The sequence below is a fragment of the Nakamurella aerolata genome (genome assembly GCF_013002705.1).
GTDB classification, from domain to species: domain Bacteria; phylum Actinomycetota; class Actinomycetes; order Mycobacteriales; family Nakamurellaceae; genus Nakamurella; species Nakamurella aerolata.
Map to the genome: position 1 here is coordinate 133,828 of NZ_JABEND010000006.1, position 23,231 is coordinate 157,058.

22 protein-coding genes and 1 pseudogene are annotated in these 23,231 nt (G+C 70.2%); 10 read left to right on the plus strand and 13 right to left on the minus strand.

All coding sequences use genetic code 11. The features are described from left to right. The first annotated feature begins 4 nt into the window (after nt 1-4). From HKD39_RS11815 to HKD39_RS11825, 3 genes are all read left to right on the plus strand, one after another. On the plus strand, nt 5-424 hold the full coding sequence (locus tag HKD39_RS11815) for a DUF6891 domain-containing protein (protein ID WP_171200085.1): 420 nt from the start codon (nt 5-7) through the stop codon (nt 422-424). Beyond that, nucleotides 421-981, plus strand: a complete 561-nt coding sequence (locus HKD39_RS11820) for a DUF6891 domain-containing protein (protein WP_171200086.1) — start codon at nt 421-423, stop codon at nt 979-981. Before HKD39_RS11815 ends, HKD39_RS11820 begins: the two co-directional genes overlap by 4 nt. Before the next feature lie 124 nt (nt 982-1,105). Next, nucleotides 1,106-1,930, plus strand: coding sequence for a zf-HC2 domain-containing protein (locus HKD39_RS11825; protein ID WP_171200087.1), 825 nt, complete (start codon nt 1,106-1,108; stop codon nt 1,928-1,930). A 39-nt stretch (nt 1,931-1,969) separates the two neighbouring features. Here the strand turns inward: HKD39_RS11825 and HKD39_RS11830 are convergent, their stop codons facing one another. Next, entirely contained in the window at nt 1,970-2,593 is a 624-nt protein-coding gene (locus HKD39_RS11830) for a sigma-70 family RNA polymerase sigma factor (RefSeq protein WP_212754469.1), read from the minus strand. Between the two features lie 329 nt (nt 2,594-2,922). Here HKD39_RS11830 and HKD39_RS11835 point away from each other — a divergent pair, with 329 nt between their 5' ends. From HKD39_RS11835 to HKD39_RS20540, 4 genes are all read left to right on the plus strand, one after another. Next, on the plus strand, nt 2,923-3,747 hold the full coding sequence (locus HKD39_RS11835) for a copper chaperone PCu(A)C (protein ID WP_171200088.1): 825 nt from the start codon (nt 2,923-2,925) through the stop codon (nt 3,745-3,747). Further along, complete coding sequence (locus tag HKD39_RS11840) at nt 3,740-5,104, plus strand: Dyp-type peroxidase (protein WP_343074692.1); 1,365 nt, start codon at nt 3,740-3,742, stop codon at nt 5,102-5,104. Before HKD39_RS11835 ends, HKD39_RS11840 begins: the two co-directional genes overlap by 8 nt. Continuing rightward, nucleotides 5,101-6,054: a copper resistance CopC family protein gene (locus HKD39_RS18830; RefSeq protein ID WP_212754470.1), complete on the plus strand. Its 954-nt coding sequence runs from the start codon at nt 5,101-5,103 to the stop codon at nt 6,052-6,054. Before HKD39_RS11840 ends, HKD39_RS18830 begins: the two co-directional genes overlap by 4 nt. Nucleotides 6,055-6,191: 137 nt before the next feature. Next, nucleotides 6,192-6,392, plus strand: coding sequence for a hypothetical protein (locus HKD39_RS20540; RefSeq protein WP_343074703.1), 201 nt, complete (start codon nt 6,192-6,194; stop codon nt 6,390-6,392). 35 nt (nt 6,393-6,427) lie between these two features. Here HKD39_RS20540 and HKD39_RS18835 read toward each other — a convergent pair. The 3 genes and pseudogenes from HKD39_RS18835 to HKD39_RS11855 form a co-directional block, all read right to left on the minus strand. Then, nucleotides 6,428-7,234 (minus strand): annotated as a pseudogene (locus HKD39_RS18835) (EAL domain-containing protein); the annotation flags it as partial. 368 nt (nt 7,235-7,602) lie between these two features. Continuing rightward, on the minus strand, nt 7,603-8,865 hold the full coding sequence (locus tag HKD39_RS11850) for an MFS transporter (RefSeq protein WP_212754472.1): 1,263 nt from the start codon (nt 8,863-8,865) through the stop codon (nt 7,603-7,605). Nucleotides 8,866-9,163: 298 nt separating this feature from the next. Next, nucleotides 9,164-10,627 carry an aldehyde dehydrogenase family protein gene (locus HKD39_RS11855; RefSeq protein WP_212754473.1) on the minus strand — a complete coding sequence of 488 codons (1,464 nt, stop codon included), beginning with the start codon at nt 10,625-10,627 and terminating at the stop codon, nt 9,164-9,166. A gap of 120 nt (nt 10,628-10,747) precedes the next feature. On the opposite strand from HKD39_RS11855, the gene HKD39_RS11860 reads away from it, so the two are divergent. After that, complete coding sequence (locus tag HKD39_RS11860; RefSeq protein WP_171200091.1) at nt 10,748-11,857, plus strand: alanine racemase; 1,110 nt, start codon at nt 10,748-10,750, stop codon at nt 11,855-11,857. Between the two features lie 88 nt (nt 11,858-11,945). On the opposite strand, the gene HKD39_RS11865 is transcribed toward HKD39_RS11860, so the two are convergent. From HKD39_RS11865 to HKD39_RS11885, 5 genes are all read right to left on the minus strand, one after another. After that, nucleotides 11,946-12,869 (minus strand): hypothetical protein, encoded by a 924-nt coding sequence (locus HKD39_RS11865; RefSeq protein ID WP_171200092.1) that lies wholly within the window; start codon nt 12,867-12,869, stop codon nt 11,946-11,948. Between the two features lie 24 nt (nt 12,870-12,893). Next, nucleotides 12,894-13,760, minus strand: coding sequence for an ATP-binding cassette domain-containing protein (locus HKD39_RS11870; protein WP_171200093.1), 867 nt, complete (start codon nt 13,758-13,760; stop codon nt 12,894-12,896). Beyond that, a complete protein-coding gene (locus HKD39_RS11875) occupies nt 13,757-14,812 on the minus strand; it encodes a FecCD family ABC transporter permease (protein WP_425488450.1) in 1,056 nt (351 codons plus the stop codon). The genes HKD39_RS11870 and HKD39_RS11875 overlap by 4 nt, the downstream gene beginning before the upstream one ends. A 74-nt stretch (nt 14,813-14,886) precedes the next feature. Next, complete coding sequence (locus HKD39_RS11880) at nt 14,887-15,960, minus strand: iron chelate uptake ABC transporter family permease subunit (RefSeq protein WP_171200095.1); 1,074 nt, start codon at nt 15,958-15,960, stop codon at nt 14,887-14,889. Then, entirely contained in the window at nt 15,957-17,219 is a 1,263-nt protein-coding gene (locus HKD39_RS11885) for an iron-siderophore ABC transporter substrate-binding protein (RefSeq protein WP_212754474.1), read from the minus strand. The genes HKD39_RS11880 and HKD39_RS11885 overlap by 4 nt, the downstream gene beginning before the upstream one ends. A 456-nt stretch (nt 17,220-17,675) precedes the next feature. Here HKD39_RS11885 and HKD39_RS11890 point away from each other — a divergent pair, with 456 nt between their 5' ends. After that, on the plus strand, nt 17,676-18,689 hold the full coding sequence (locus tag HKD39_RS11890; RefSeq protein ID WP_171200096.1) for an AraC family transcriptional regulator: 1,014 nt from the start codon (nt 17,676-17,678) through the stop codon (nt 18,687-18,689). Between the two features lie 183 nt (nt 18,690-18,872). Here the strand turns inward: HKD39_RS11890 and HKD39_RS11895 are convergent, their stop codons facing one another. The 4 genes from HKD39_RS11895 to HKD39_RS11910 form a co-directional block, all read right to left on the minus strand. Beyond that, a complete protein-coding gene (locus tag HKD39_RS11895) occupies nt 18,873-19,661 on the minus strand; it encodes an EAL domain-containing protein (RefSeq protein WP_171200097.1) in 789 nt (262 codons plus the stop codon). 133 nt (nt 19,662-19,794) lie between these two features. Next, entirely contained in the window at nt 19,795-20,718 is a 924-nt protein-coding gene (locus HKD39_RS11900; RefSeq protein ID WP_171200098.1) for an EAL domain-containing protein, read from the minus strand. A gap of 69 nt (nt 20,719-20,787) precedes the next feature. Further along, the gene (locus tag HKD39_RS11905) at nt 20,788-21,525 is read right to left on the minus strand and encodes a peroxide stress protein YaaA (protein ID WP_171200099.1); all 738 of its coding nucleotides are present in this window, start codon (nt 21,523-21,525) and stop codon (nt 20,788-20,790) included. A gap of 58 nt (nt 21,526-21,583) precedes the next feature. Next, entirely contained in the window at nt 21,584-21,877 is a 294-nt protein-coding gene (locus tag HKD39_RS11910; RefSeq protein WP_171200100.1) for a DUF1540 domain-containing protein, read from the minus strand. Between the two features lie 224 nt (nt 21,878-22,101). Here HKD39_RS11910 and HKD39_RS11915 point away from each other — a divergent pair, with 224 nt between their 5' ends. Beyond that, complete coding sequence (locus HKD39_RS11915; RefSeq protein WP_171200101.1) at nt 22,102-23,124, plus strand: zinc-binding dehydrogenase; 1,023 nt, start codon at nt 22,102-22,104, stop codon at nt 23,122-23,124. Nucleotides 23,125-23,231 lie beyond the last annotated feature (107 nt).

The window sequence follows — 23,231 nt, forward strand, 5'->3', positions numbered from 1 at the left end:
GCACATGCACACCGACACCGCCGCAACGCTTCTGGCCGACCCCGAGCTGACCGACTTCTTCGACGACCTGCGCCAACAGCTCCGCGTTCGGCAAGACCCGGACAGCGCGGTGCAGACGCTGGTTGATGACGAACTCGGCAACCCGCCTGCCGTCGCCGACGCCCTGGACGATGTCGCCGACGACGACGAGGACGAGGAACTGGCGCTTGAGGTGGTGCGCCAGCTGTGGGAACAGCTTCGCGCCGAATCGGCGGCGTGGCAGAGCCGGGACACCGACCAGGATCGGTTGGAGCGGGCCGGCGCTGCCCTTGAGGACGACGACATCCTGCTCGAGCTGTTCATCGGCGAGGATTTCTCCGACGTTGGGCGAGCATCGATGCCGAGCCCGGCGACCGGGGCGCAGTGTTCTGCACAGAGCAGGTGATCGACCAACTCCAGCCGGACACCACCGTCGAGGTGCCGTTCGCGTTCGGCGCCGTCGACGACGACGGCGAGGTGCTGGACGACGACGACGAGGCGATCGCGATCGGGCGCGCCGCCGTCAAGGCAATGAAGAAGGCGGGGCTGACGGTGCGGTGGTCGCGCTCGGCCACCGAACCGATTGTTGTCGAGCTGAGGTGGGAGCCGAAGCTCCCGGCGTTCGACTCGGTCGACTCGGTGTACTCCGACGACGACAGTGCCGGTCCGAGCGAAGCCGAGCGCGCGGCCAGGGCCCGGCGGGAGGCCACGTACGACCCGGACACCAGCACCCAGTTGCGGTCGTACGTCGAGCACGACGGCCAGTTCTGGGAGGGTCAGGTGCGCCGGTCGACCTACCGGTTCCGCACCGGCGCGGTCGGCGAAACCCCGCCGGGCTGGACCACGAAAAAGCATCGCGAACTCTTCAATGCCGTAGCCGCGTTGGACACCGGCCTCACCGAGCGGCTGGACGCCGGCTGGTCCCGACCGCCGGGAACGCCGGTCGCCCCGGTGGAGTGGTAGAACGCTCCTGACGGTGCACCGGCGGGGAACTCGGTCCGACCCCCGCGCGACCAACTGGCTGTCAACACGCTGCCCGGTATCCGCACCGGGGAGCCGCCGGCACGTCGCGAAGGAGGTGAGCCGGGTGAACGACCGTGGTGACGAGCTGACGGTGAGTTGCTCCGTCGTCAGGGAAAGCATTTCGGCGACCTTCGACGGTGAGCTGGCGCCGCTGGACGAGGCAACGGTCGGCGGGCACGTTGACGGTTGCGCGGCCTGCCAGCGGTGGGAAGCCGACCTGGCACTGGTCTCCCGGCAGCTGCGCCTGCAGCCGGTGCTGGCACCGGTGGCGGCACCGATCGCGGTGCCGGACGCTGTCCCGTCCGCCGATACCGCGGACCCGGTCGAGCCCGAGCGGACCGACCAGCGCCCCGAACTGGCCGATCTGATCACCGATCAGCTTGCGGCACAACAGCTCCGGGGGCGCCAGCGGCTGGCGAGGCAACGCTTGTCGCGGGTGCTGCTGGCGATTGTCGGCGTGCTGCAACTGGCATTGAGCATCGCGCAGCTGCTGGGCGCCGCGACCATGACGCACCCGATGGCCGGGGCCGGCGAGCACCTGTCGAACGAGAGCGCGGCCTGGAACCTGGCGCTCGGCGCGGGTTTTGTGGTCGCCGCCGGACTGCCGCGGTTGGCCAGGGGCCTGCTGCCGACGCTGGCCGCCTTCCTCGCGGTACTGACCGTTGTCTCGGCCGTCGATCTGTGGCAGGGAAACGCGAGTGCCGGCCGGGTGAGCTCGCACGTCCTGGTACTGCTCGGTGCGTTGCTGCTGCTCTGGGTGCATCTGGAACATCGCGACGCCGACCGGTCGCGGCGCGCCCGTCCCGGCTCGACCGAGCAGACCGACAGCGCCGCTTGGGATCTCGCCGACACCGAAGCCGGCGCCGTACCCCGCCGCACCGCGGCCTGACCCTGGCCCACCGCCGGTTCCGGACGCCGGTGCGCCGATTCAGCCGCCGGAGCGCCGGCGCAGTCGATGCGGACCGGCGTCGGTCTCCGCCGCGGGAGCGGCGTCGACGTCACCGCGCATCATGGTGATCAGTTCGTCCCGCCCACGGGCGACCCGCGAGCGAATGGTGCCGATCGGGCAGTCGCAGATCGCGGCGGCCTCGGCATAGTCCATGCCGATCACCTGGGTGAGGATCAGCGCTTCCCGGCGCTCGCGCGGCAACTTCTCGAGCAGTTCACGAATCTCCACCGCCCCGGTGCGATCGCTGCCGGCGGTGCGCCCGGCCCGATGGTCGGCGCGGTCGGCCGCCGCGAGCCAGTCGTCGGTACCGGCGGTGCGGGGACGGACGGCGCGGCGGCGGACATGGTCGACGGCCACCCGCCGCGCGATCACCAGCAGGTAGGTGCGCAGACTCGACCGCCCCTGAAAGCGCTGCAACGCCGGCAGTGCTCGAAGGAACGTCTCCTGGGTGAGGTCTTCGGCCTCGCTCGGGTCGGCGTGGACGGCGAGGAACCGCCGGACGTCGTGCTGGGTCAGGGCGATCACCCTGTCGAGTGCCGCGCGGTCGCCGGAGAGCACGGCCGGCATCAGCCGTTCCGCCTCGGTCCAGGCATTCGACGTCACGTAGAACACGATAGCCGCCGGGACGCCGCTGCCCCTACCAGCGGCGTGAGGAGCGCCACCCCAGCAAGACCCGGGGAACCAACAGCACCCGGCGAACGACCCTCCCTATGTGCCGGCGCCACCGGTCGGGGGGTGGCGACCGGCGCCAACCATGCCGTCTCCGCGCCACCGCTGTCTCCGCACCACTGCGGGGTGGACCGGTGTCTCCGCACCGCTGCGGGGTGGACCGGCACCCGGGTTGCCGGTCGCGGGCCCGAAACCAACACACCGCAATCACCGGTCCGCACATCACCAGCCCGTAGAACAACCGCAAGAGAAGGTCACACCCCATGCCCGCTGCCGTATTCCGTGCTCGCGCCACTCGCCGCGGCCTGACCGCCGGAGCCGCTGTGCTGGCGCTGGTGCTCGCCGGCTGCAGCTCCGGCGCCGATTCGCCGGACGCCGCCGCACCGACCGGAACGCAAGCCCCCGCGGCTGGCACGGTGGGTTCGGGGACGGTGGGATCCAGCACGGTGGGTTCAGGGACCGTCGGGTCCAGCACTGTGGTTTCGGGCACGGTGGGTTCAGGCACCGTGGGTTCAGGCACCGTCGGTTCGGATGCCGCCGGTGCGGCCCAGTCCGGCCCGTCGGGATCGGCGGGCGCAGGCGCCTCGGCCGGCACGGTGACCGTCTCCGATGCGTGGGTCAAGGCAACAGCCGGGACGTCCGACCCGTCGATGGCGGCGGCGTTCGGGGTGCTGACCAACAACTCCGGCAAGGACGTCACCTTCACCAGCGGAACCACCTCGGCGTCGGCACGGACCGAGCTGCACGAAATGGCCACGGTGGACGGTGCCATGGTGATGCGGCCCGTCGACGGTGGCATCACGGTGCCGGCGCACGGCTCCACCACGTTGGCGCCCGGCGGGCTGCACGTGATGATGGAACTGACGCAGCCGGTGCAGCCGGGCGACGTGATCGACGTGACGCTCGCCAGCACCGACGGCACCAAGCTGTCGTTCACGGCCACCGCCAAGGAGTTCGCCGGGGCCAACGAGAAGTACGGCGGCTCGTCCGGGGCGGCCAGTAGCGGCATGGGCTCGATGGCTCCGAGCAGTGGCATGGGGTCGATGGGCGGCATGGATCACGGCACAACGGCCAGCAGCGGTGGCTGACCCGCACCACTCCGATCGCGGGCCCGCCGCCACGACCTCGGTGGTGACCCGGCGCGGTCTGCTGGCCGGCGGCGCAGCGCTGGTCGGTGGTGCGGCGGTGGGCGGCGGCATCGTCGCCGGTCGGGCCAGCATTCCCCAGCACCCGCCGGCGGCGCACCCCGCCGCCGCGCCCCCACCGGCCGACGGGCAGCGCACGGCTGCCGGGACCAGCCCGGCCGCGTCGAGCCCGCCCGCCGGATCCAACGGCTCCAGCGGCGCGGACGCCCGGCGGACGGTGCCGTTCGCGGGCGCACACCAGGCCGGCGTGGTGACTCCGGCGCAGACCTACGCCTCGTTCTGCGCGTTCGACCTGCGGTCGGGCGCCGGGCGGGACGGGCTGCGCCGACTGCTGATGCTGGTGACGGACGACATCAGGCGGATGACGGCGGGGCAGGCGGCGCTGGCCGACACCGCACCCGAGCTGGCCACCGACCCGGCCCGGTTGACCGTGACCGTCGGGTTCGGCCCACAACTGTTCGACAAGATCGGGCGGCCGGGGCACCGACCGGCGGGATTCGCCGAACTGCCGGCGTTCGCGAAGATCGACAAGCTGCAAAAGGCTTACAGCGGCGGTGATCTGCTGCTGAAGATCGCCGCCGACGACGCGATGATGGTGGCGCACGCGCAGCGCATGGTGAGTAAGGACGTGCGCGCCTTCGCCACCCCGCGGTGGTCGCAGCGCGGCTTCCTCGGCGGCCCGGGCGGCGGCGACGCCAACGCCACCGGACGGAACCTGATGGGCCAGGTGGACGGGACGGTGAATCCCCGCACCGACGCCGAGTACGACGAGCTGGTCTGGTCGGCCGAGCCCGGCCGGTTCGCCGGCGGCACCACCATGGTGGTGCGCAGGATCAGGATGGAGCTGGATCTGTGGGACGAGTTGGATCGCTCCGCCATGGAGACCAGCATCGGTCGCAAGCTGGACAGCGGGGCGCCGCTGACCGGCACCAGCGAGTTCGACGAACCCGACTTCGACAAGCTGGACGCCACCGGATTGCCTGCCATCGCACCGTTCTCGCACATTCGGCTGGCCCGCGGCGACGGGTCGGCGCCGCAAATCCTGCGCCGGCCGTACAACTACGACGACTCCCCCGGCCCCGGCGGCGCCTCCGACCTCGGCCAGATCTTCTGCTCGTTCCAGGCCAGACTGGACAAGCAGTTCGTGCCGATGCAGCAACGCCTTGCCGACGGTGACCTGTTCAACACCTGGATCACCCCGATCGGCTCCGCGGTGTTCGCGGTGCCGCCCGGCTGCGAAGACACCGCGGACGCCACTGCCGCAGGTTCCGACTATCTCGGAAGGGAGTTGGTGACATGACCAACGCCGCCACCGCATCACCCGAGCGCTCCCAGCAGGGCCGGCCCAGCCGGCAGCGCCCCCGCTGGTTGCTGGTCGCCGTGCTGACCGCCCTGCTGGGGTGCTGGACCATGATCGCGGCGCCGACGGTCTCGGCGCACAACACTCTCGAAGGCAGTGACCCGGCGGCGAACAGCGTGGTCGAGACGATGCCGGCAACAGTGTCGCTGACCTTCGACCAGAACGTCGGCCCCACCTTCGCCGCGCTGGCCCTTACCCCGTCCGGGGGCGAGCCGATCACCTTGCAGCCCACCGTTTCCGGTGACGCGGTGACGGCGGAGGTACCGGCATCGGCGGCTCCGGCTGCCGGCACCGCGCAGGCCTTCCGACTGGGCTACCGGGTGGTCTCGGCGGACGGTCACCCGATCAGCGGTGCCGTCGATTTCACGGTCGGTGGTACCGCGGCGATTCCCTTCGGGCAGCCCCCGACGACGCTGGCGCCCACCGCTGCTGGCACCGCGGCGGCCGGTACCGCGCCGACCAGCACCCAGCAGGACGGGACGGCGGGCTCGGCCACCGGTTCGTCCGACACCGGTTCGTCCGACACAGGTTCGTCCGACACAGCGGCGGCGACCGCGCCTGCCGGCGCGGCGTCGGGAAGCGCGACCGCTGCGGTTGAATCAGGTGCTGTTGAATCAAATGCTGGGGCTGAATCAGGTGGGGCGGCTGGATCGAATGCGCCCGGATCGAGCGCCGCGGCCGGGTCCAGCCAGGCGGCGGCCTCATCTGATGCCGGAACGGCGGCATCGTCATCGGCTCCGGCGACGCCCACCGGCCCGGCGGCGACCGCGGCGCCGGCGGAGTCCGACAGCTCCACCTTCCCGTGGTGGTGGATTGTTGTCGGCGTAGTGGTGATCGGCGCTCTGGCGTACCTGGTGGTGCGCCGCATGTCCGCCACCGACGACGACTGACCGTCCGGCGCGCAGCGCGGCGGCGGGATTACTGCGCGGCCGCGGCCGGGCCGGCCGGGACGCCGACGTGCGGCGGGTCCGGTCGCGCGGTGCTGGTAGCCGGCACGGTGTTGTCCGACGCGGTGTTGTCCGGCGCGGTGTTGTCCGGCGCGGTGTTGTCCGGCGCGGCGCTGTCCGGCGCGGCGTCGTCGTCGGGAGCCGTGTTGCCCGGCGATCCGCCGGCCGGCGCGGTGTTGTCCGGCGCGGTGGTGTCCGGCGCGGTGGTGTCCGGCGCGGTGGTGTCCAGCTCGGCGTCGTCCGGCGTCGGCGCGGGCAGCTGCGGCTGCTGCAGGAACTGAGAGATCTGGCGCAGCAACCCGTTCGGCCGCCCCAGCCGGTAGCCCTGGCCGGCGACCCACCCGCCGTCGGTGACGGCGCGCTGCTGACCGGCGGTGGCAACGCCCTCGGCCACCGTCAGCAGCTGCTGGGACCGGCACCAGTCGGCCAGCCCGGTGAGAAACCTCCTGGCCCTGGTGGCTGCCGGCCCGCTGCCGCAACCAGCGATGGCGGCGCCCTCCACCAGGCTGCGATCCAGCTTCACCACCTCGATCGGCAGTCGATACAGCAGTTCCAGCCGGTCGACGCCGTGGCCGACGTCGTCGAGCGCGAGCCGGACTCCGGCTGCGGACAGCTCCTCGAATGCCGTGTGCCAGCGGTCGGGCCGGTCGGCAGGGTCGACCCGCTCGGTCAGCTCCAGCCAGATTGCCGCCGTCGGTATCCGTTCCGCCGCCAGGAGTTCCAGGAACGCGGAGTGCCACCATCGAACCGTGGTGACCTCGTCGTCGACATTGATCGAGATCGGAACCGCCGGAGAATCGTTGCGGCGCAACTGGGTGGCGACCAATCGGGTGACGCCGGCGAGCAGTTCCATGCCGAGGCCGGCCCTGCCGAACTCGGGGACAAAAACACTCGGCGGCACCGATCCGCGGACCGGGTGCTGCCAGCGGGCCAGTGCTTCCACCGCGACCAGGCGGCCGTTGCCGCCGCTCATCCGTCGGATCGGCTGGTAAAGAACGCTGAGAGAGCCGCCCGCGATGGCATAGCTCGGTGCCGATGATGCACCACTGCCTGGCACGAGCACGGGGTGAGATTCCTTCCGCTGCAACGGACACGGGCGAACCGACAACACCCCGACCGGCACAGACCTACAACGCCGACCTACAACCTGACCATCACCATAGAACTCGATACAACCGAGAACGCGATACAACAGAGAGCAGATACAACATAGAGCAGCGAAGAGACCGTGCCACTGGCCACCATCGCTGCCCGGCCAGCGTACGGTGCGGTCGGCATCGGCGTGCGCGCGCCCCGTCGATGCGGCGCAGCGGTGTGCGTCCGTGGTGTCGCTTGCTGGATCCGGCCAGATCGCGGGCGGCAGGCAAGATCTCTACGGCTCCAGCACATCCCGCGTGAGACAACGGCACAACGCGCGAGCTGACGGCAAACGCGCAAGGCAACGGCACAACGCGCGAGCTGACGGCAGTGTCCCTGCCGGTCGGGACCGCGTCAGGGCACGCTTTTCACCCTGGTCACCGCCACCGCGGCGAACACCGCCATCACGAATGCGGCGATGTACAGCGCCACGAAGTTCTGGCCGGTGGGAGATCCGATGCGGGTCAAGAAGAATCCGGCCACCGGCACCAGGATCCCCGGCAGCAGGTAGGCAAGAGCCACGATGCCGAGGTCCTTGCCCGCCTCTTCGGTGGAGGGCAGGCATTCCGTCATCAGCGCAACGTCGGCGGCGATGTAGGCGCCTTGGCCGGCGCCGACCATGCCGATCCCGATCAGGAAGACCGTGATGCTCGGCGACGACACCGCCACCAACAGGCCGATCGCGCTGAACGACGCACCGGCGACCACGCACAACTTCCGCTTGCCCGAGCGGTCGGAGATCACCCCGAACACCAGCGCTGCGGTCAGGTTCAGCACGGTGAACACCGCGGTGGCGGTGGTTTGCACGGCGGTGATGTCTTCGGCCAGGTCCAGCCGAAACCGTTGCGAGATGGTGAGATACAGATAGCTGGTGACGGTGACGATGGATGCCGTCATGAAGAATCGGCACAACCAGGCCCAGGCGAAGTCGGGATACCGGCGCGGGCTGAGCCAGAAGGTGGAGAGCAGGGTGTGCCAGTCGATCGGTCCCGGCCGGCTGGTGCGGTGCCGATCGCGCAAGGTGAAGAACAGCGAGATGGAGGCCAGCACCGCAACCGCGCCGGGACCGACGAAGATGGCGAACTGGCCGAGCGGCGCGATGCGTCCGGTCACCCACACCCCGATCAGCACCCCGACGGCGCTGGCCGCGCCGGTGACGGCCGACATGATCGCCCTGATCCGCCGCCGGATCTGATCGGCGAACAGACTGTGCTGTGCCATGGCCACCGCGCCGAAACCGATCTGCGTCAACACCATGCCGATGGCAAGCACCGCAACGTTTCCCGCGATGCCCAGCACCAGGTAACCGGCCAGCGCGAACAGCGCACCGTAGAGCAGCCACGGTCGCCGCAGTCCCAGTCGGGACATGGACCGGTCGCTCAGCCTGCCGAAAATCGGTGTGGTCACCAAGATCGCCAGGCCGCCGACGGTGAGGATCATGCTGAGGTCGCCGGTGGCGGTGTCGGGGTTCCAGCTCTTGAGCAGCTGCGGCGCGGCCACGCTCGCGATGCCCTGCGCCAGTCCGGTGGATCCCCACGCCAGCACGAAGGTGACCCAGAACCACCAGCGCTGCGGCGATCCGGGGATCGTGTCGCCGAGCAGCGGACCAGGGGACACCGGCGGCACCTGGCCTGCCGTGGCGGGCGGGACCGGCTTCGTCGTCGCATGGCCGCGGAGCCGTCCAGCCGTCGTTGTTGGGTCCATCTGGGTCCTTCCGGGCCAATGCCGATCCGTCCGGCCGGTCGGTCGGCGCGGCGGCGCAGCGCGGTAGATGGACCAACTGCCGGGCGCTCGCCGTGGGTGGCGAGTGCGGTCGGCCGGCCGCAGCGGGTGCGTCGCAGCGGCGCGTACTAAAGCACTTTACGCCCGGCGGCGCCCGCGACCGTCCAGGCCCAGCGGGCCATCACAGCCACGCTCAGGCCCAGTTGTAGCGATGCCCACCGAAGTTCACGTGGTGCGTCTTCAGATGGGTGAAGGTGTTGATGCACTCGAGGCCCTTGTCCTCGCCGAGGCCGCTGAGCTTGTGACCCTCGTACGGGACGTTCCACTGACCGTGGTTGGGACAGTTGGTCCAGATGATGCCGGCCTGCAGGCGCTCCGACACCCTGATCGCCCTGGCCAACTCTGTGGTCCACACGGTGGCCGCCAGACCGTACTCGGTGTCGTTGGCCAGCCGCACCGCCTCGTCCTCGTCGTCAAAGGTCATGATGGTCGCGACCGGACCGAAGATCTCCTCCCGCGCGATCGACATGGTTTCATCGACCGAGGTGAAAACCGTTGGGGTGACGAAGAACCCGGCGCGCTGCGGGTCGGGGTCGGCGCCGCCGGTGAGCACCTCGGCCCCGGCGTCCCGGCCGGCCCGCAGGTAGCCGCCGACCCTGTCCTGTTGCGCCTTGGAGACCAGCGGACCCAGCTGGGTGGCCTCGTCCAGCGGATCACCCACCACCAGCTGCTCCGCCCTGGCGACGAAGGCGCGGCGGAACTCGTCGGCGATGCCGGCCTGCACCAGGATGCGGGAGCTGGAGGTGCACACCTGCCCGCTGTTGAAGAACGAGGTGAACAGCGAGCCGTCCACCGCCTGGTCGAGATCGGCGTCGGCGAACACGATGCTGGGCGACTTGCCACCCAGTTCGAGGTGCACGCTCTTGATCTGCTCGGCGCTCTCCCGCAGGATTGACCGGCCGACCGGGGTACTGCCGGTGAAGGTGATCTTGTCGACCAGCGGGTGCCGTACCAGCGCGGCGCCGGTGGCGCCGTCGCCGTGCACAATGTTCAGCACCCCGTCGGGGATGCCGGCCTCGGCACAGATACTGCCGAGAAGCGCTGTGGACAAAGGAGTTTGCTCGGCCATCTTCAGCACCACCGAGTTCCCGACGGCCAGCGCGGGCGCCGCCTTCCAGGCGGCCAGCAGGAACGGGAAGTTCCACGGTGCGATGGCGCCGACCACCCCGTAGGGCTCGCGCCGCGAGTACAGCAGATAACCGGGGTCGGTGGCGTAGGTACGGCCGGCGACGTGCTCGGGCAGTTGGGCGAAGTAGGTGAAGGCGGCGGCGGCCGCCGCCACGTCCCCCCTGGTCTTGCCGATCGGCGCGCCGGAGTCGCGGGACTCGGTGAGCGCGATCTGTTCGGTCTGATCGGTGATCAGGTCGGCCACTCTGCGCAGCCGGGCGGCCCGCTCTGCCGGCGCCAGGTGATACCAGCGGCCGTCGTGGTAGGCGCGCGCCGCGGCGGTGGCGGCCGCATCGACATCGCCGGCCTCGCCCAGCGCCACCTCGGCGATGGTCTCGCCAGTGGCCGGCTCGACGCTGGCAAAAGTCTTGCCGGACTGCGAGAGTCGCTGCTGGCCGTCGATCAGATGAGCAACAACAGAACTGGGCACCGTCGACTCCCTCCGAGTGCCGCGCACCGCCGAGGCGCGGCGAAACCTGATTTCAGTCCAGTGTTGAATGGCAGTTGACCGGCCAGCGTACGCCCCGCACGAAAACCGAAGGAGCCGAGCGTGGACCACAGCCCGCCCGCAGCGATGCTGGGCCGCCCGATCGACGAGCTGCCCACGCCGGCGCCGCTGGTCGATCTGGACGTCTTCGACGCCAACGCCCGCGTCATCGCCGACCGGCTGACCCAGCACGGCATGTCCTGGCGGCCGCACAGCAAGGCACACAAGTCGCCGCAGCTGGCCAAGCGGCAACTGGCGCTCGGTGCCGTGGGGATCACCTGCGCCAAGCTCGGCGAGGCCGAGGTGATGACCGGTGCCGGCATCGACAACATCCTGGTGGCCAACATGCTCGCCACCGCCGATAAGTGGCGGCGCGCCGCCGAGGTGCAGCGCACCGCGACGGTGGCGTTCTGCGTCGACGACGAGCGGCACGTACGCATGGCGTCGCACGCCGCGGTGGCCGCTGGTACCGACATCGGACTGTTCATCGAGGTGGACATCGGCATGCACCGGGTCGGGGTGCGCGGCCCCGACGCCGCTGTGCGGCTGGCTGAGCTGATCGCGGCAGCACCAGGCGTGCGGCTCGCCGGGATGATGGGCTACGAGGGCCACCTGCCAGCGGTGTGGCCCGCTGCCGAGAAGACCATCAAGGTGCAGGCCGCTGTGCGGAAGCTGACCGGCGCCGCCGACCGAGTCAGGGCCGCCGGTCACCAGGTGCCGATCGTCAGCTCCGGCGGCACCGCCACCTACCAAAGTGCGTTCGGCGTCGAGGGTCTCACCGAAAGTCAGAGCGGCGGCGGCTGCCTGATGGACCGCTTCTATCTGGAAACCTGTCATGTCGAGCTGCCGGTCGCGCTGACCCTTGCTGCCACCGTGGTGAGCGCCGCGGAGCCGGGGGTGGCGATCACCGACGCCGGGTTCAAGGCCCTTGGCTCCCTCGGCTCGATGCTGCCCCCGTTGGTGGCGGCGCCGTCGGGGGTGACGGTGTCCGGGCTGTCCGCCGAACACGGACTGCTGGCCGCCGGCCCTGCCGACCTGCGCGTCGGCGACCGGGTGACGTTGATCCCGGGCTACAGCGACGCGATGATCTTCTTGCACGACAAGCTGTATGGCCATCGCGGCGGTGTGGTCACCGAAGTGATCGACGTTGCCGCGCGCGGCCGGCTGCAGTAGCGGCGCACCGCGGACACCCGGCAGTGACAGACTGAAACAGTTGTGCTGAACCGAGAGCGTGCGGCGCTGCCCACCGCAGACCGACTGCTCAGCGGCCGCCGAGCATCCGCCATACGGTGCGGCGCAGGGCGGGCAGGTCAACCGGCTCGCCGGCCATGGTGGCCAACGCGTGGTCGAGCGGCCAGCTGGTGAGGTTGCCGTACCGGGCCGAGTAGATGCCGATGGCAGACATGCGGTAGTGGTCCGACCGGTCGAACAGCGCATAGCCCAGCAATTGATAAAGATCGACCGCAGGCAGCCGGTCGGCGCGCCCACCCTCGCGGTCGGTCCCGCCGAGCCTTGTCTTGAGGTCGAGCAGCAGACCGTTGCTGATCAGGTCGTCGTCGGCCGGGCACAATACCGATGCGTCGAAAGTGGGGCCGAGCAGGTACGGCGGCCGCAGCTGCGGCAGCAGGCGCTGGGCGGCAACGTCTTTCAACTGCACCAGCTGGCGCAAGGCGTCCGCCGGTGCCAACCGGAGCAGTGCGGCAGCGGTGAAGTCGCCACGCGCCAGCAGCCGGCGCAGCGGTGAGCTCGGAATCAGGCCGGACCGGTACACCTCTGTGCACAGCGCCAACGCCCAACTGCCGCGGCCCAGCAGGCTGAGCGTCGCCTGGTCCTCGATCGACCCGGCTTCCGCCACCGTGCCGAGGTCGGCGGCCGCCGCCTGGGCGCCGGCCGCAACCTCGGCGATGACGGCCGTCTCGGCTGGATGGTGCTGGAACGCCAGGAACGGCAGCCGTGGGCGTTCGTCCGGCACCAGCAACAGCCGGGTCTGGAGGTCGAAGGCGGCGCCGACCAGCGCCGGGTCGGCAGTGCCGCCTGGCACCAGCAACGGGCCGGCGTTGCGCCGGAACTGCTGCTGCAGGCGCCGGACGTTTCCGAACCGCTCGACCAGCAGCTGACGCAGCGGCGAATCACGGTCGGCAATCGCCGAGGTGAGATTGCGAAACTGATAGTCGCTGGGCGCCACGCGGGTAGCCTGCCACCCGCCCGGCTACGGCGCGCGCTGAGCGTGGCCGCCGATGGCCTGCCGATCCATCGATTGTTGATGCGCGGCGCCGGGGACGGCATGATGCCGCCCGATCGGGATCATCATCGGCTTGCCGGATACCGGATCCGTCACCACCTGGCTGGCCAGCCCGAACACCCGCCGCAGATTGTCGCGGGTGAGCACCGTCTCCGGATCGCCAACGGCGTGCAACCGGCCGCCGGAGAGCAGGATGAGTTGGTCGGCATAACGCGCGGCCAGATTCAGATCGTGCAGCACCATCAGCACGGTGGTGCCGCGTGCGGAGTTCAGGTCGGTGAGCAGGTCGAGCACCTCAACCTGGTGGCTGACGTCCAGGAAGGTGGTGGGCTCGTCGAGCAGCAGCAGGTCGGTGTCCTGCGCCAGGGCCATCGCGATCCACACCCGCTGCCGCTGCCCGCCGGACAACTCGTCCACCGCGCGCTCGGCCAGCTCAGCGGTCTGCGTGAGCTGCAGCGCCAACGCCACCGCGGCGTCGTCCGCCGGCGTCCACCGGGTGAAGACCTTCTGGTGCGGGTGTCGTCCTCGGCCCACCAGGTCGGCAACAGTGATGCCCTCGGGGGCGAGCGGCGACTGCGGCAACAGCCCGAGGGTGCGCGCCAACTCCTTCGCCGGCAGCCGGTGCAGGTTCTTGCCGTCCAGCATCACCTGACCGGACTTGGGCGTGAGCGATCGCGACATCGACCGCAGCAGCGTCGATTTGCCGCAGGCATTGGGCCCGATGATCACCGTGACGCGGCCCGGCTCGACCCGCAGGTCGAATCCCTCGATCACGGTGCGGTCGCCGTAGCCGACGGTGAGTTTCTCGACAGCCAGCGTGTGCTCGATGGTCACAAGCCGCCTCCGGTGCGGTTGGAACGGACGATCAGGTAGATCAGATAGGGCGCGCCCAGTACCCCGGTGACAACGCCGACCGGCAGCCGCAGGCCGAGCAGGTGCTGCCCGGCAAAGTCGGCCAGCAGCACCAGCAATGCCCCCACCAGACCGGCGGGCAACAGCGGCGATGAGTGCGGGCCGAGCAGGCGCGCGACGATCGGCCCTGACAGGAAGGCGACGAACGCGATCGGTCCGGCGGCCGCGGTGCCGAACGCGACAAGGCCGACCGCGGCCACCACAACGATCAGCCGGGTGCGGGTGACGTTGACGCCCAGTCCGGCGGCGGCCTCGTCACCGAGCTGGGACACCGCAAGGTTCCGACTCTGCCCGAGCAGCACCGGCGCCAGTACCACCAGCGCAACGGCGACCGGCAGCGCCTGTTGCCACTGCGCGTTGTTGAGACTGCCGGTGAGCCAACGGTTTGCCTCCGGCAGGTCCCACTGGTCGGCCTGCGACAGCACATATCCGGTGAGGCTGTTGAGCATCGCACCCACCCCGATACCGATCAGGATCAGCCGGGTGCCGACCACCCCGCCGCGGTAGGAGAGCAGGTAGATCGCCAGCGCCACCAGCAGCCCGGCCGCGATCGCGAAGACCGACACCTCCGCCGCGCCGAGCGAGAGCACGATGATGCCGAAGGCACCGGCGGTGCTCGCCCCGGCGCTGATCCCGATGATGTCGGGACTGGCCAACGGGTTTCGCAGCATGGTCTGGAACGCGGCACCGCCGAGGCCGAAGCAGAATCCGGTCAGCACCCCGACCACTGCGCGGGGCAGCCGCAGCCGGCCAACGGCAAAGGTGGCCTCACCGGCGTCCTGCCCGAGCAGCACCCGCACCACGGTGGCCGGTGAGTACGCCGTCTGACCGAACAGCAACGAACCGGCGAACGCCACCGCGATGGCAGCGCACAACAGCCCGATCAGCCACCGACGACGGGCCCGCCGGGCTGCCCTGGCCGCGCCGAGAGCTCCTGCCGCGCGGCCGATCTCGGCCCGATCGGCGGCGGCCACAGCGGCGAGCGCACTGACCCCGGCCGGCCCGGCAGGCGTTGGCTGCCCCGTCCGCGCCCCGCCGGCGGGATCACTCACAGCGCAGTCACCTTGCGCCGCCGCACGATCGCGATGAACAGCGGCGCCCCGATCAGTGCGGTGATGATCGAGACCTCGATCTCCGCAGGGGGTGTCACCACCCGCCCCACCACGTCCGCCAGCGTCAGCAGGGCGGCACCGCCGAGTGCGGAGAACGGCAGCAGCCACCGGTGATCCACCCCGGTGAGCAACCGACAGGCATGCGGCACCACCAGCCCGACAAAGCCGATCGGCCCGGCGATGGCGGTGACGGCGGCGCACAGCAACACCGCACCCAGAGCGGCGACGGCTCTGGTCACGGCCACCCGCTCCCCCAGCCCCGCCGCCAGCTCGTCGCCGAGCGCGAGACTGTTCAACCCACGGGCCGTCAGCAGGCAGATCACGAAGCCCACCACCAGAAACGGCAGCACGGTGCGGATGTTCGGGTAGGTGCCACCGCCGACCCCGCCCAACTGCCAGGCCTGCACCCCGCCGGCGATGTTGGCCCGTGGCAACACGATCGCGCTCACCAGTGAACTCAAGGCGGCCGCCGTCGCCGCCCCGGCCAGCGCCAACTTGAGCGGTGTCGCCCCGCCGCGGCCCAACGACCCGATGCTGTACACCAGCACCGCCACCACCGACGCACCGACCAGCGCGAACCAGATGTAGCCGTCAGCGGTGGACAAGCCGAAGAACGCGATGCCGATCACCACGGCGAGCGAGGCGCCCATGTTGACGCCGAGAATCCCTGGGTCTGCCAACGGGTTTCGCGTGACACCCTGCATCACCGCGCCGGAAACCGCCAGCGCGGCGCCGGCCAACAGTGCCAGCACCGTGCGCGGGATGCGGCGGGCGATCGACGCCTGGTCGAAGCCCTCCGGTGGCCCGGTGAGCACCGCGAACACGTCGGACCAGCTGACGTCGCGGGAGCCCAGCCGCAGCGACAGCACCACCAGCGCCAACACCAACGCGACCAGCAGCAGCAACCACAGGATGCGGAGCCGGGCCGCCCGGCGCCGCGCCGGCGGTGCCGCCGACGCGGATGCGGAGACCGGCGCGGTGACCGCGGTGGCCGGGCCCTGACGGTTCACGCCTGCTTGTCGACGGCGGCAGCCAGCAGCCCCAGGTACTCGTCCAGCGTGTAGTCGATGGACAGCGGCATCGGGTTGGAGGCGTTGCCGATCGGCTGGTCGCCGGGCAGATTCACGATGGCCTTGTTCGCCACCGCCGGGATCTGCGAGAGCAGTGGGTCGCCGTTGAGCGCATCCATCAACTCTTTGCCGCCGAAGGTGACGATCACGTCGACATCGGCGAAGTTGTCGGCCTGCTCGACGCTTTGCGTGATGGAGTACTTGTCGGACGCCTTGGAGGCGGCCACGATTCCGGGCGGCGACATCATGCCGAGGTCGTCGAAGAACATCACCCTGGTGTCCTTGGCCGAGTAGAAGCTCACCTGGCTCAGGTCTTTGGGGTCGACGTGGGTGAGGAACATCGCCGACTTCCCTTTCAGCTGCGGGTATTTCGCAACTCCGTCAGCGATCCGCTGCTCCAGCCGCTTGGTCAGCGCCGCCCCCTCGGCCGGCATCCCAAGGGCCTTGCTGCCCATCGCGATCATCTCGCGCCACGGCGTTCCCCAGGCGACCTTCGGGTAGGCGACCACCGGAGCGATGGCACTCAGGGTCTGGTAATCCTGCTTGGTGAGACCGGAGTAGGTGGCCAGGATCAGGTCAGGCTTGGTCTTGGCGACCGCCTCGAAATCGATCCCGTCGGTCTCGTCGAACAGCACCGGGCGTTGGCCGCCCAGCTCCTTCAACTTGGCATCGACCCAGGGCAGCACGCCGTCCTTGTCGTCGTCGCCCCAGTCGGCCCTGGCCATGCCCACCGGGACGACGCCAAGCGCCAGCGGTACCTCCTGGTTGGCGTAGGCCACGGTGGCCACCCGCTCCGGCTTGGTCTTGATGGTGGTGCTGCCGAAGGCATGGTCGATGGTGACGGGCGTCCACGCCGCCGCCGCGGCGCTGGTGGTCGCGCCGCTACCGGCCGGCGCGGCAGATCCGGCTGCGGCCGCCGAGTCGGCAGCCGCAGTCGAGGCCGGGGCTGACGATTCCGGGTTTGACGACGCCGGGTTTGACGACTCCGGGTTTGACGACGCCGGGTTTGACGACTCAGCGGCCGCCGCTGAATCCGGGGCCACCGACCCGGCGACCGGCGCCGACGGGGTCGCCTGCCCCGACTCCGTGACCGCGGCGGCGGCCGGCGACGAGGCGGGGTCCTGTTCGGATGAGCACGCCGCGGTGCCCGCCAGCACGATGGCGGACAGCAGAACGGCAAGCCGGGATCGGCGGGACATGTGTTCCTCTCCAAGCGGTTTCGACCAAAACTGACGACGCGGTGACCGGTCGGACAGCCGCCCCCGAACGACCGATCACGCCCGCGGACACGCCAACGGCACCAGCATCTGGCACCCACCGGCACGCTCGGCATAGCCTTGCATACAAAGGGTTGCCTTACCAAACTTCTTGCCCCGATTTTTCGGCTTCGCGGGTGCGCTTCGGCCGGTCACCAGTCGGCTGTGTCACCGGTCACGGCAGCTGGTCGTTGGACGTTGAGTTGCGAGCTGAGAGTTCGGGTTGGGGTTCGGGGCGGGGTCGGGTGGTCGGAGTGGGGAATTGGCGCGCGGCTACCGCGCCGGCCGCTCGCGCAGGGGCGGGTGCGCGAACCGTCTACCGGGTGCGCAATGGGTACCGCTCGTTGGGCGAACGGGACTTATCGTTCCGGCGATCCCGCACCTTCGGAGTACGACGACATGGATGAACCGCTTGACGGCTCGGCAGCAGAACCGTCGCAGCCTCAGGCTGCCCACCGCCCGGTCCAGCCGCCGCGGGTGTTCGACGCGCTGATCGACACCCACGATATTGATCTTTCCCGTGACAGCACCACCAAAGCCTATGCCCCGCACGATCTTCGGCCGTTCGGCTCGGTGGAGGGTTTCCGGTTCCGGCACGCCGTGCAGGACGCCGGCGCGTTCGCGTGGGATCGCATTTCCTACGGCTCCATCGTCGATGTGCAGCCGTTCGGGCCATTGACCCAGTGCTACTGCCTGGTCCAGCCGGACGCCGGTCACGTGACGGTGACCATTCGCGGCCGGGACGTTGTGGTGGGACCGGGACAGAGCGCGATGATCGACGCCGCGGAAGAGTTCACCATGCGCTGGCACGCCGGCGCGGTGTCGACCAACCTGCGGGTTCCGGTGGAATCGCTGCACTCCATGCTGCCGGACGTCAATCTCGGTGCCCAGCCGGTCTTTCCGCTGCAATTGCTCAGCGCCGGTTGGCCGGCTCGGCTGTGGCAACTGGCCAACCGCCGGCTGCGAACGCTGAGCGCGACGCTCCCGCAGCACAGCCTGACGGCCCAGGATGCCAAGGAGTTCCTACTCACCTCGCTGCTGGCGACCCACGCGCCGGTGGCCGTCGAAGCGAACCGGCGGCAGGGTTGGGGTCCGGTCACCGTTCGCCGCGCGGAGCGGTACATCAGCGATCACCTCGACCAACCGATGCGGGTTCCCGAGATTGCCGCCGCCGCAGGCTGTTCGGTGCGGACGTTGCAAGCAGCGTTCCGCTCCACCCACAACCTCACAGTGGTGACGTACGTGCGCAGGAGAAGGCTGGAGCACGCCAGAATGCAGTTGGTGCACGGCGAACCCGGGCTGCTCACCGTCACCGAAGTGGCCTACCGCTGGGGTTTCAGCAACCCAGGCCGGTTCGCCGCCGCCTATCGCGAGATGTTCGGTCGGTCGCCGTCGGACGACCTCGCCTGCTGAGCTGCCTCGGGTGCTGGGCATCGGTTCCGCTGCTGTTCCAACGCTTCTTGAGCTGCCAGTCCCGAAGGACCAAGCCGGCGGGTGTGGTCGGTCACCCGCCGGCTTGGCGTCGTGGGTTCGAGCGTCGCGGCCGGCATCGGAGTGGTTGCCACCGGAGCGGTCCACGCGGCTCCCTACGCCGGGTCAGCCGGGTAGGTCGGAGAAGGTGTCGGTCGGCCGTCCCAGCCAGAGTCCCTGTCCCGCAGTCCATCCGTGCTGCAGTACGCAACGTAGTTGTTGTTCGGTGGCGATGCCCTCGGCGATCGCCAGGACCTGGTTGTCGGCACACCAGCGCGCGTAGGCGCGCAGCAGACCGGCGGCCCTGCGTCCGGGTTCACCACCGGCACGGATGCTGGCGCACATGCTGTTCACCACGGCTCTGTCGAGTTTCAACCCGTGCACCGGCAGTCGGTACAGCAGTTCCGTGCGATCGAAACCGGCGCCGACGTCGTCGACGATCAGCCGTACCCCGGCATCCGCAAGATGCTCGAACCCGGCGTACCACCAGGGCGCTCGACCGGCCGGGTCGACCCGCTCGGTGAGTTCGACCCAGACCGCCGAGGTGGGAACCTGATGGACGGCAAGAGCCTCCAGCAGGTGCCGGTGCCAATGCCGCACCCCGGTGACGTCGGGATCGATGTTCAGGCACACCGGCGCGGACGGTTGGCCGCGCCGGCCGACCGTATCCGCCACTAGCCGCACCATTCCGCAGAGAAGCTGTTGCCCCAGGCCGGTTTCGCCGAAGACCGGAACGAAAATGTCCGGCCGGAGCGGACCACGCACCGGATGACGCCAGCGCGCCAGCGCCTCGATGGCGAGCAGTGGGTGTCCTGGCCGGTCCAACCGCCGGATGGGTTGGTAGGCCGCGGTCAGCAGACCACCCGCGAGCGGCAGGCCAGCGGACGGTTTCAGGCTGTTGGCCGGTAGCAACATCTCGCGCCTCCTTCGTCCTCGCGCAGACGGATCGCAGCCGGATCGATGAGTTCGCCTACCTACGCCAAGGGTAGGAGCCGATCGGCCGAGCGCCAGACGGATTGCGCAGCGCCCAGACAGAACACGCACCCGATCAGTGCGGCGCTCGAGCCAGGCCATCCACTCCCGTTGCGCAGCGGGTGCCGGCGCTCGGGGTTGCCCGGAGAGTCGCCAACCTGTCCGTCGGTCTGCCGAGCCAATACCCTTGCCCGGTCAGCCATCCGGCGTCGACCGCGGTGCTCGCATGGTGCGCGCTCGAGATGCCCTCGGCGACGGTGGCGATGTCGTTGCTGCTGCACCAGTGCGCGATGCCCTCCAGGAATCGCTTCGCCGCCGCGGCCCGTCGCCTGTCCAGCAGCGAGAGCCGGCACACTTGATCCAGAATCGATCGATCGAGCTTGACGGTGGCGATGGGCAAGCGCATCAGCAGCTCGGTGCGGTCGATGCCGTGGCCAACATCGTCGAGCGCCAGCCGCACCCCGGCGGCGGCGAGTTCGTCGAAGGCGGCGTACCACCAGGCCGGTCGTCCGGCTGGGTCGATCCGCTCGGTCAGCTCAAGGGTGACGGCCGTCGGCGGAAGATCCTCCACCGCAAGAAGTTCCAGAAAGTCCCTGTGCCACTGTCGGTGCTGGGTGACCTCGCCGTCGATGTTGACGGCCACCGGCACTCCGATGCCACCGAGCTCCTTGACCTGGCACGCGACCAGGTGCACCACACCGGTGAACAATCGAGCCGCCTGGCCGTTCCGGCCGAACTGCTGAACAAACACATCGGGGCTGACAACCCCGCGGAGCGGATGGCGCCAGCGGGCCAGCGGGCCAGCGCCTCGACCGCCACCAGCGTCCTGGCCGGACGCCGCAGGTGCCGGATCGGCTGGAAGGCCAGTGAGAGAATCCCTCCCCCCAGCGTGTATCCCCGCTTTTCCGTTGCGGCAGTTGGCGTTTCGAGCGTCATCGTTGCTGTGTCGAGCATCGCTGGCCTCCTGTCCGGTGCGCAGCACTCTTCGGCCACTTGACACAGCTCAACGGTAGGCCGGTACCGGGCCACGCAAAGGACAGAAAGCGCAGCCCGCAGACAGTTGCCGCAGCTACCTGGCCGTGACGGCCAGTTGCCAGGGTGACGTCGGGGTGGCGCGGGTGAGGTCGACGCGGAACTCACCCGTCAACGCGTCCGCCAGCTCGGCCGCGCTGCCCGGCGCCGCGGACCGTTGGCACAGCGCCCCGGCGACCAGCCCGCGGGTGTGCTTGGCGTGGTGAGTCGCACCGGGCACCGTGACCTGCACCCAGCCATCGGCCCGGGGCGGCCGCCACATCGCTGCGTAACCGGCAGAGCGGCAGTCGACCACCAACCCGTTGCCGGCCAACGTATTCAGCGGCTCGGTCAGGGCGGCGCGCCAGACGGCCGTCAGTGCGCCCAGCCCAGGTAGGCGAGCGCCGATCGCGAGTCGATGGTCGGGGATGCGGTCGGCCGGACGCAGCGCCCCGAACAGCGCCGAGCTGATCAGCAGTCGGCGCGCGGCCCTGCGCTTGCCGGCAGCGTCAAGATCGGCAAGGCCGAGCGCGGCGTACAGCACCCCGGAGAAGACCCGGTCGGCCCTGGCGGCCGGGCGGGTGCGCAGGGCGCGGTTGCCGGCAACGTCTTCGGCGAGTCCGGGGGCAACTCCGAAGAGCTGCAACGCATTCGGCGCTCCGGCCGCGGCGACGGTCGCGTCCAGCACCCGCTGTCGGGTGGGGGTGAGCTCAGGCAGCGACAGCTCGGTCAGCTCGAGCGGGCGACCGCGCCGGATCGCTTTCTTGCCCTCCGACGGCGGCAGCAGGATCAGCACGCAGCGTGACGCTACCGGCCGGCCGGGATGCGGCCGGCCGGTGGACACGCCGTCCGGCTCAGGCCAGCGCGAAGGTCAGGCAGTCGGCGCGGTCGGCGCCCGGTCCTACCTCGACATTGCTGGCGCTGCACTCCAGGTGGCTGTTGTGCACGCAGTCGCTGCGGTGGCACGCGCCGACCATGGCCGAGGCCTGGCCGTTCACGCCGCCCTTGTCGGCCGTGTCGACGTAGGTGCCGCAGGCCGACGAAGCGCCGGTGACGGTGATGGCGCCGGCGTGGCAATCGTGATCGTGGTTGTACGAACATCCTTCGACGCTGCAGGCGCTGACGAGCGGAAGGCTGAGTGTGGACATCTGGGTCTTCCTTGGTCTGGTCCGCCGAGGCGAGAATGGCTCCCGCATCCCGAGGATGACATGGGTCACACCTGTTGACTAGCCAGCGAAGGCTTGCCTCAGCGCGGTGCGGATCAGTGCAGTGCGAATCAGTGCGGGCTGATCAGTGCGGTGTGGATCACGATTCGTCTTGTGGCAGTGCGGCTGGGGCAACGGCGCATCGATCCGACGGGTAAGGATGAGGCATGCGCGCGTTGCTGTACCGGGAGTTCTCTGGGCCGATCACCGTTGCCGAGGTAGCTGAACCGGCGGCCGAGCCCGGCACCGCCGTGGTGCGGGTGGCGGCGTCCGGCATCTGCCGCAGTGACTGGCATGCCTGGTCCGGGCACGACGATTCGGTGCCGCTGCCTCAGGTACCCGGCCACGAGTTCGCCGGCACCGTTGCGGCGGCCGGGCCCGGCGTCGATCCCGGCTGGATCGGCCGCCGGGTGACGGCGCCGTTCGTCAACGGCTGCGGGCGGTGTGACTGGTGCCGCGCCGGGCAGGCGCAGGTCTGCCCTTTCCAAACGCAGCCGGGCTTCACACACCGCGGTTCGCACGCCGAGCTGGTCGCGGTGCGGGCCGCCGACACCAACCTGGTGGCACTGCCGGACGAGGTGTCCGATCGAGCCGCCGCCGCGCTGGGTTGCCGGTTTGCCACCGCTTTTCGCGCCTTGACGGCGCACGCTCAGCTCGCCGCCGGGCAGTGGGTTGTCGTCTACGGCGCGGGCGGCGTCGGGCTGAGCGCGGTGATGATCGGCGCGGCGCTGGGCGCGCAGGTGGCGGTGGTGGATCGCTCGGCGGCGGCGCTGCAGCTGGCGGGCCGGCTGGGCGCCGCTGCGGTGGTTCCCGCCGGGGCGGACGCCACCGCGATGGTGCTGGACGTCACCGGTGGTGGCGCGCACGTGTCGGTGGACGCGGTCGGTTCACCGGACACCGCACGCGATGCGGTGTTCTCGTTGCGGCGGCGCGGCCGGCACGTGCAGGTGGGGCTGTTCGCCGACCAGCTGCCGGTGTTGCCGATGGATCGGGTGATCGCTTGGGAGCTCAGCGTTTTCGGCTCGCACGGGATGGCGGCGGCGGACTATCCGGCGCTGCTGGAGCTGGTGCGCAGCCGGACGCTGCGGCCGGACGCGCTGCTGGGCGAGCCGGTGGATCTGGCTGACGCGGCGCCGTTGATCGTGAACGGGACGCCGGCCGGGATCACCGTCCTCGACCCGAACCGCTGACGACCCGACCCCGCTGGCCAGCCGACGCGGTGACGTGGTGACGTGGTGACGAGCCGACGCGTGAACCGACCGGCGTCCGGCCGATTGCTGCCGATCGGCGCCCGCGG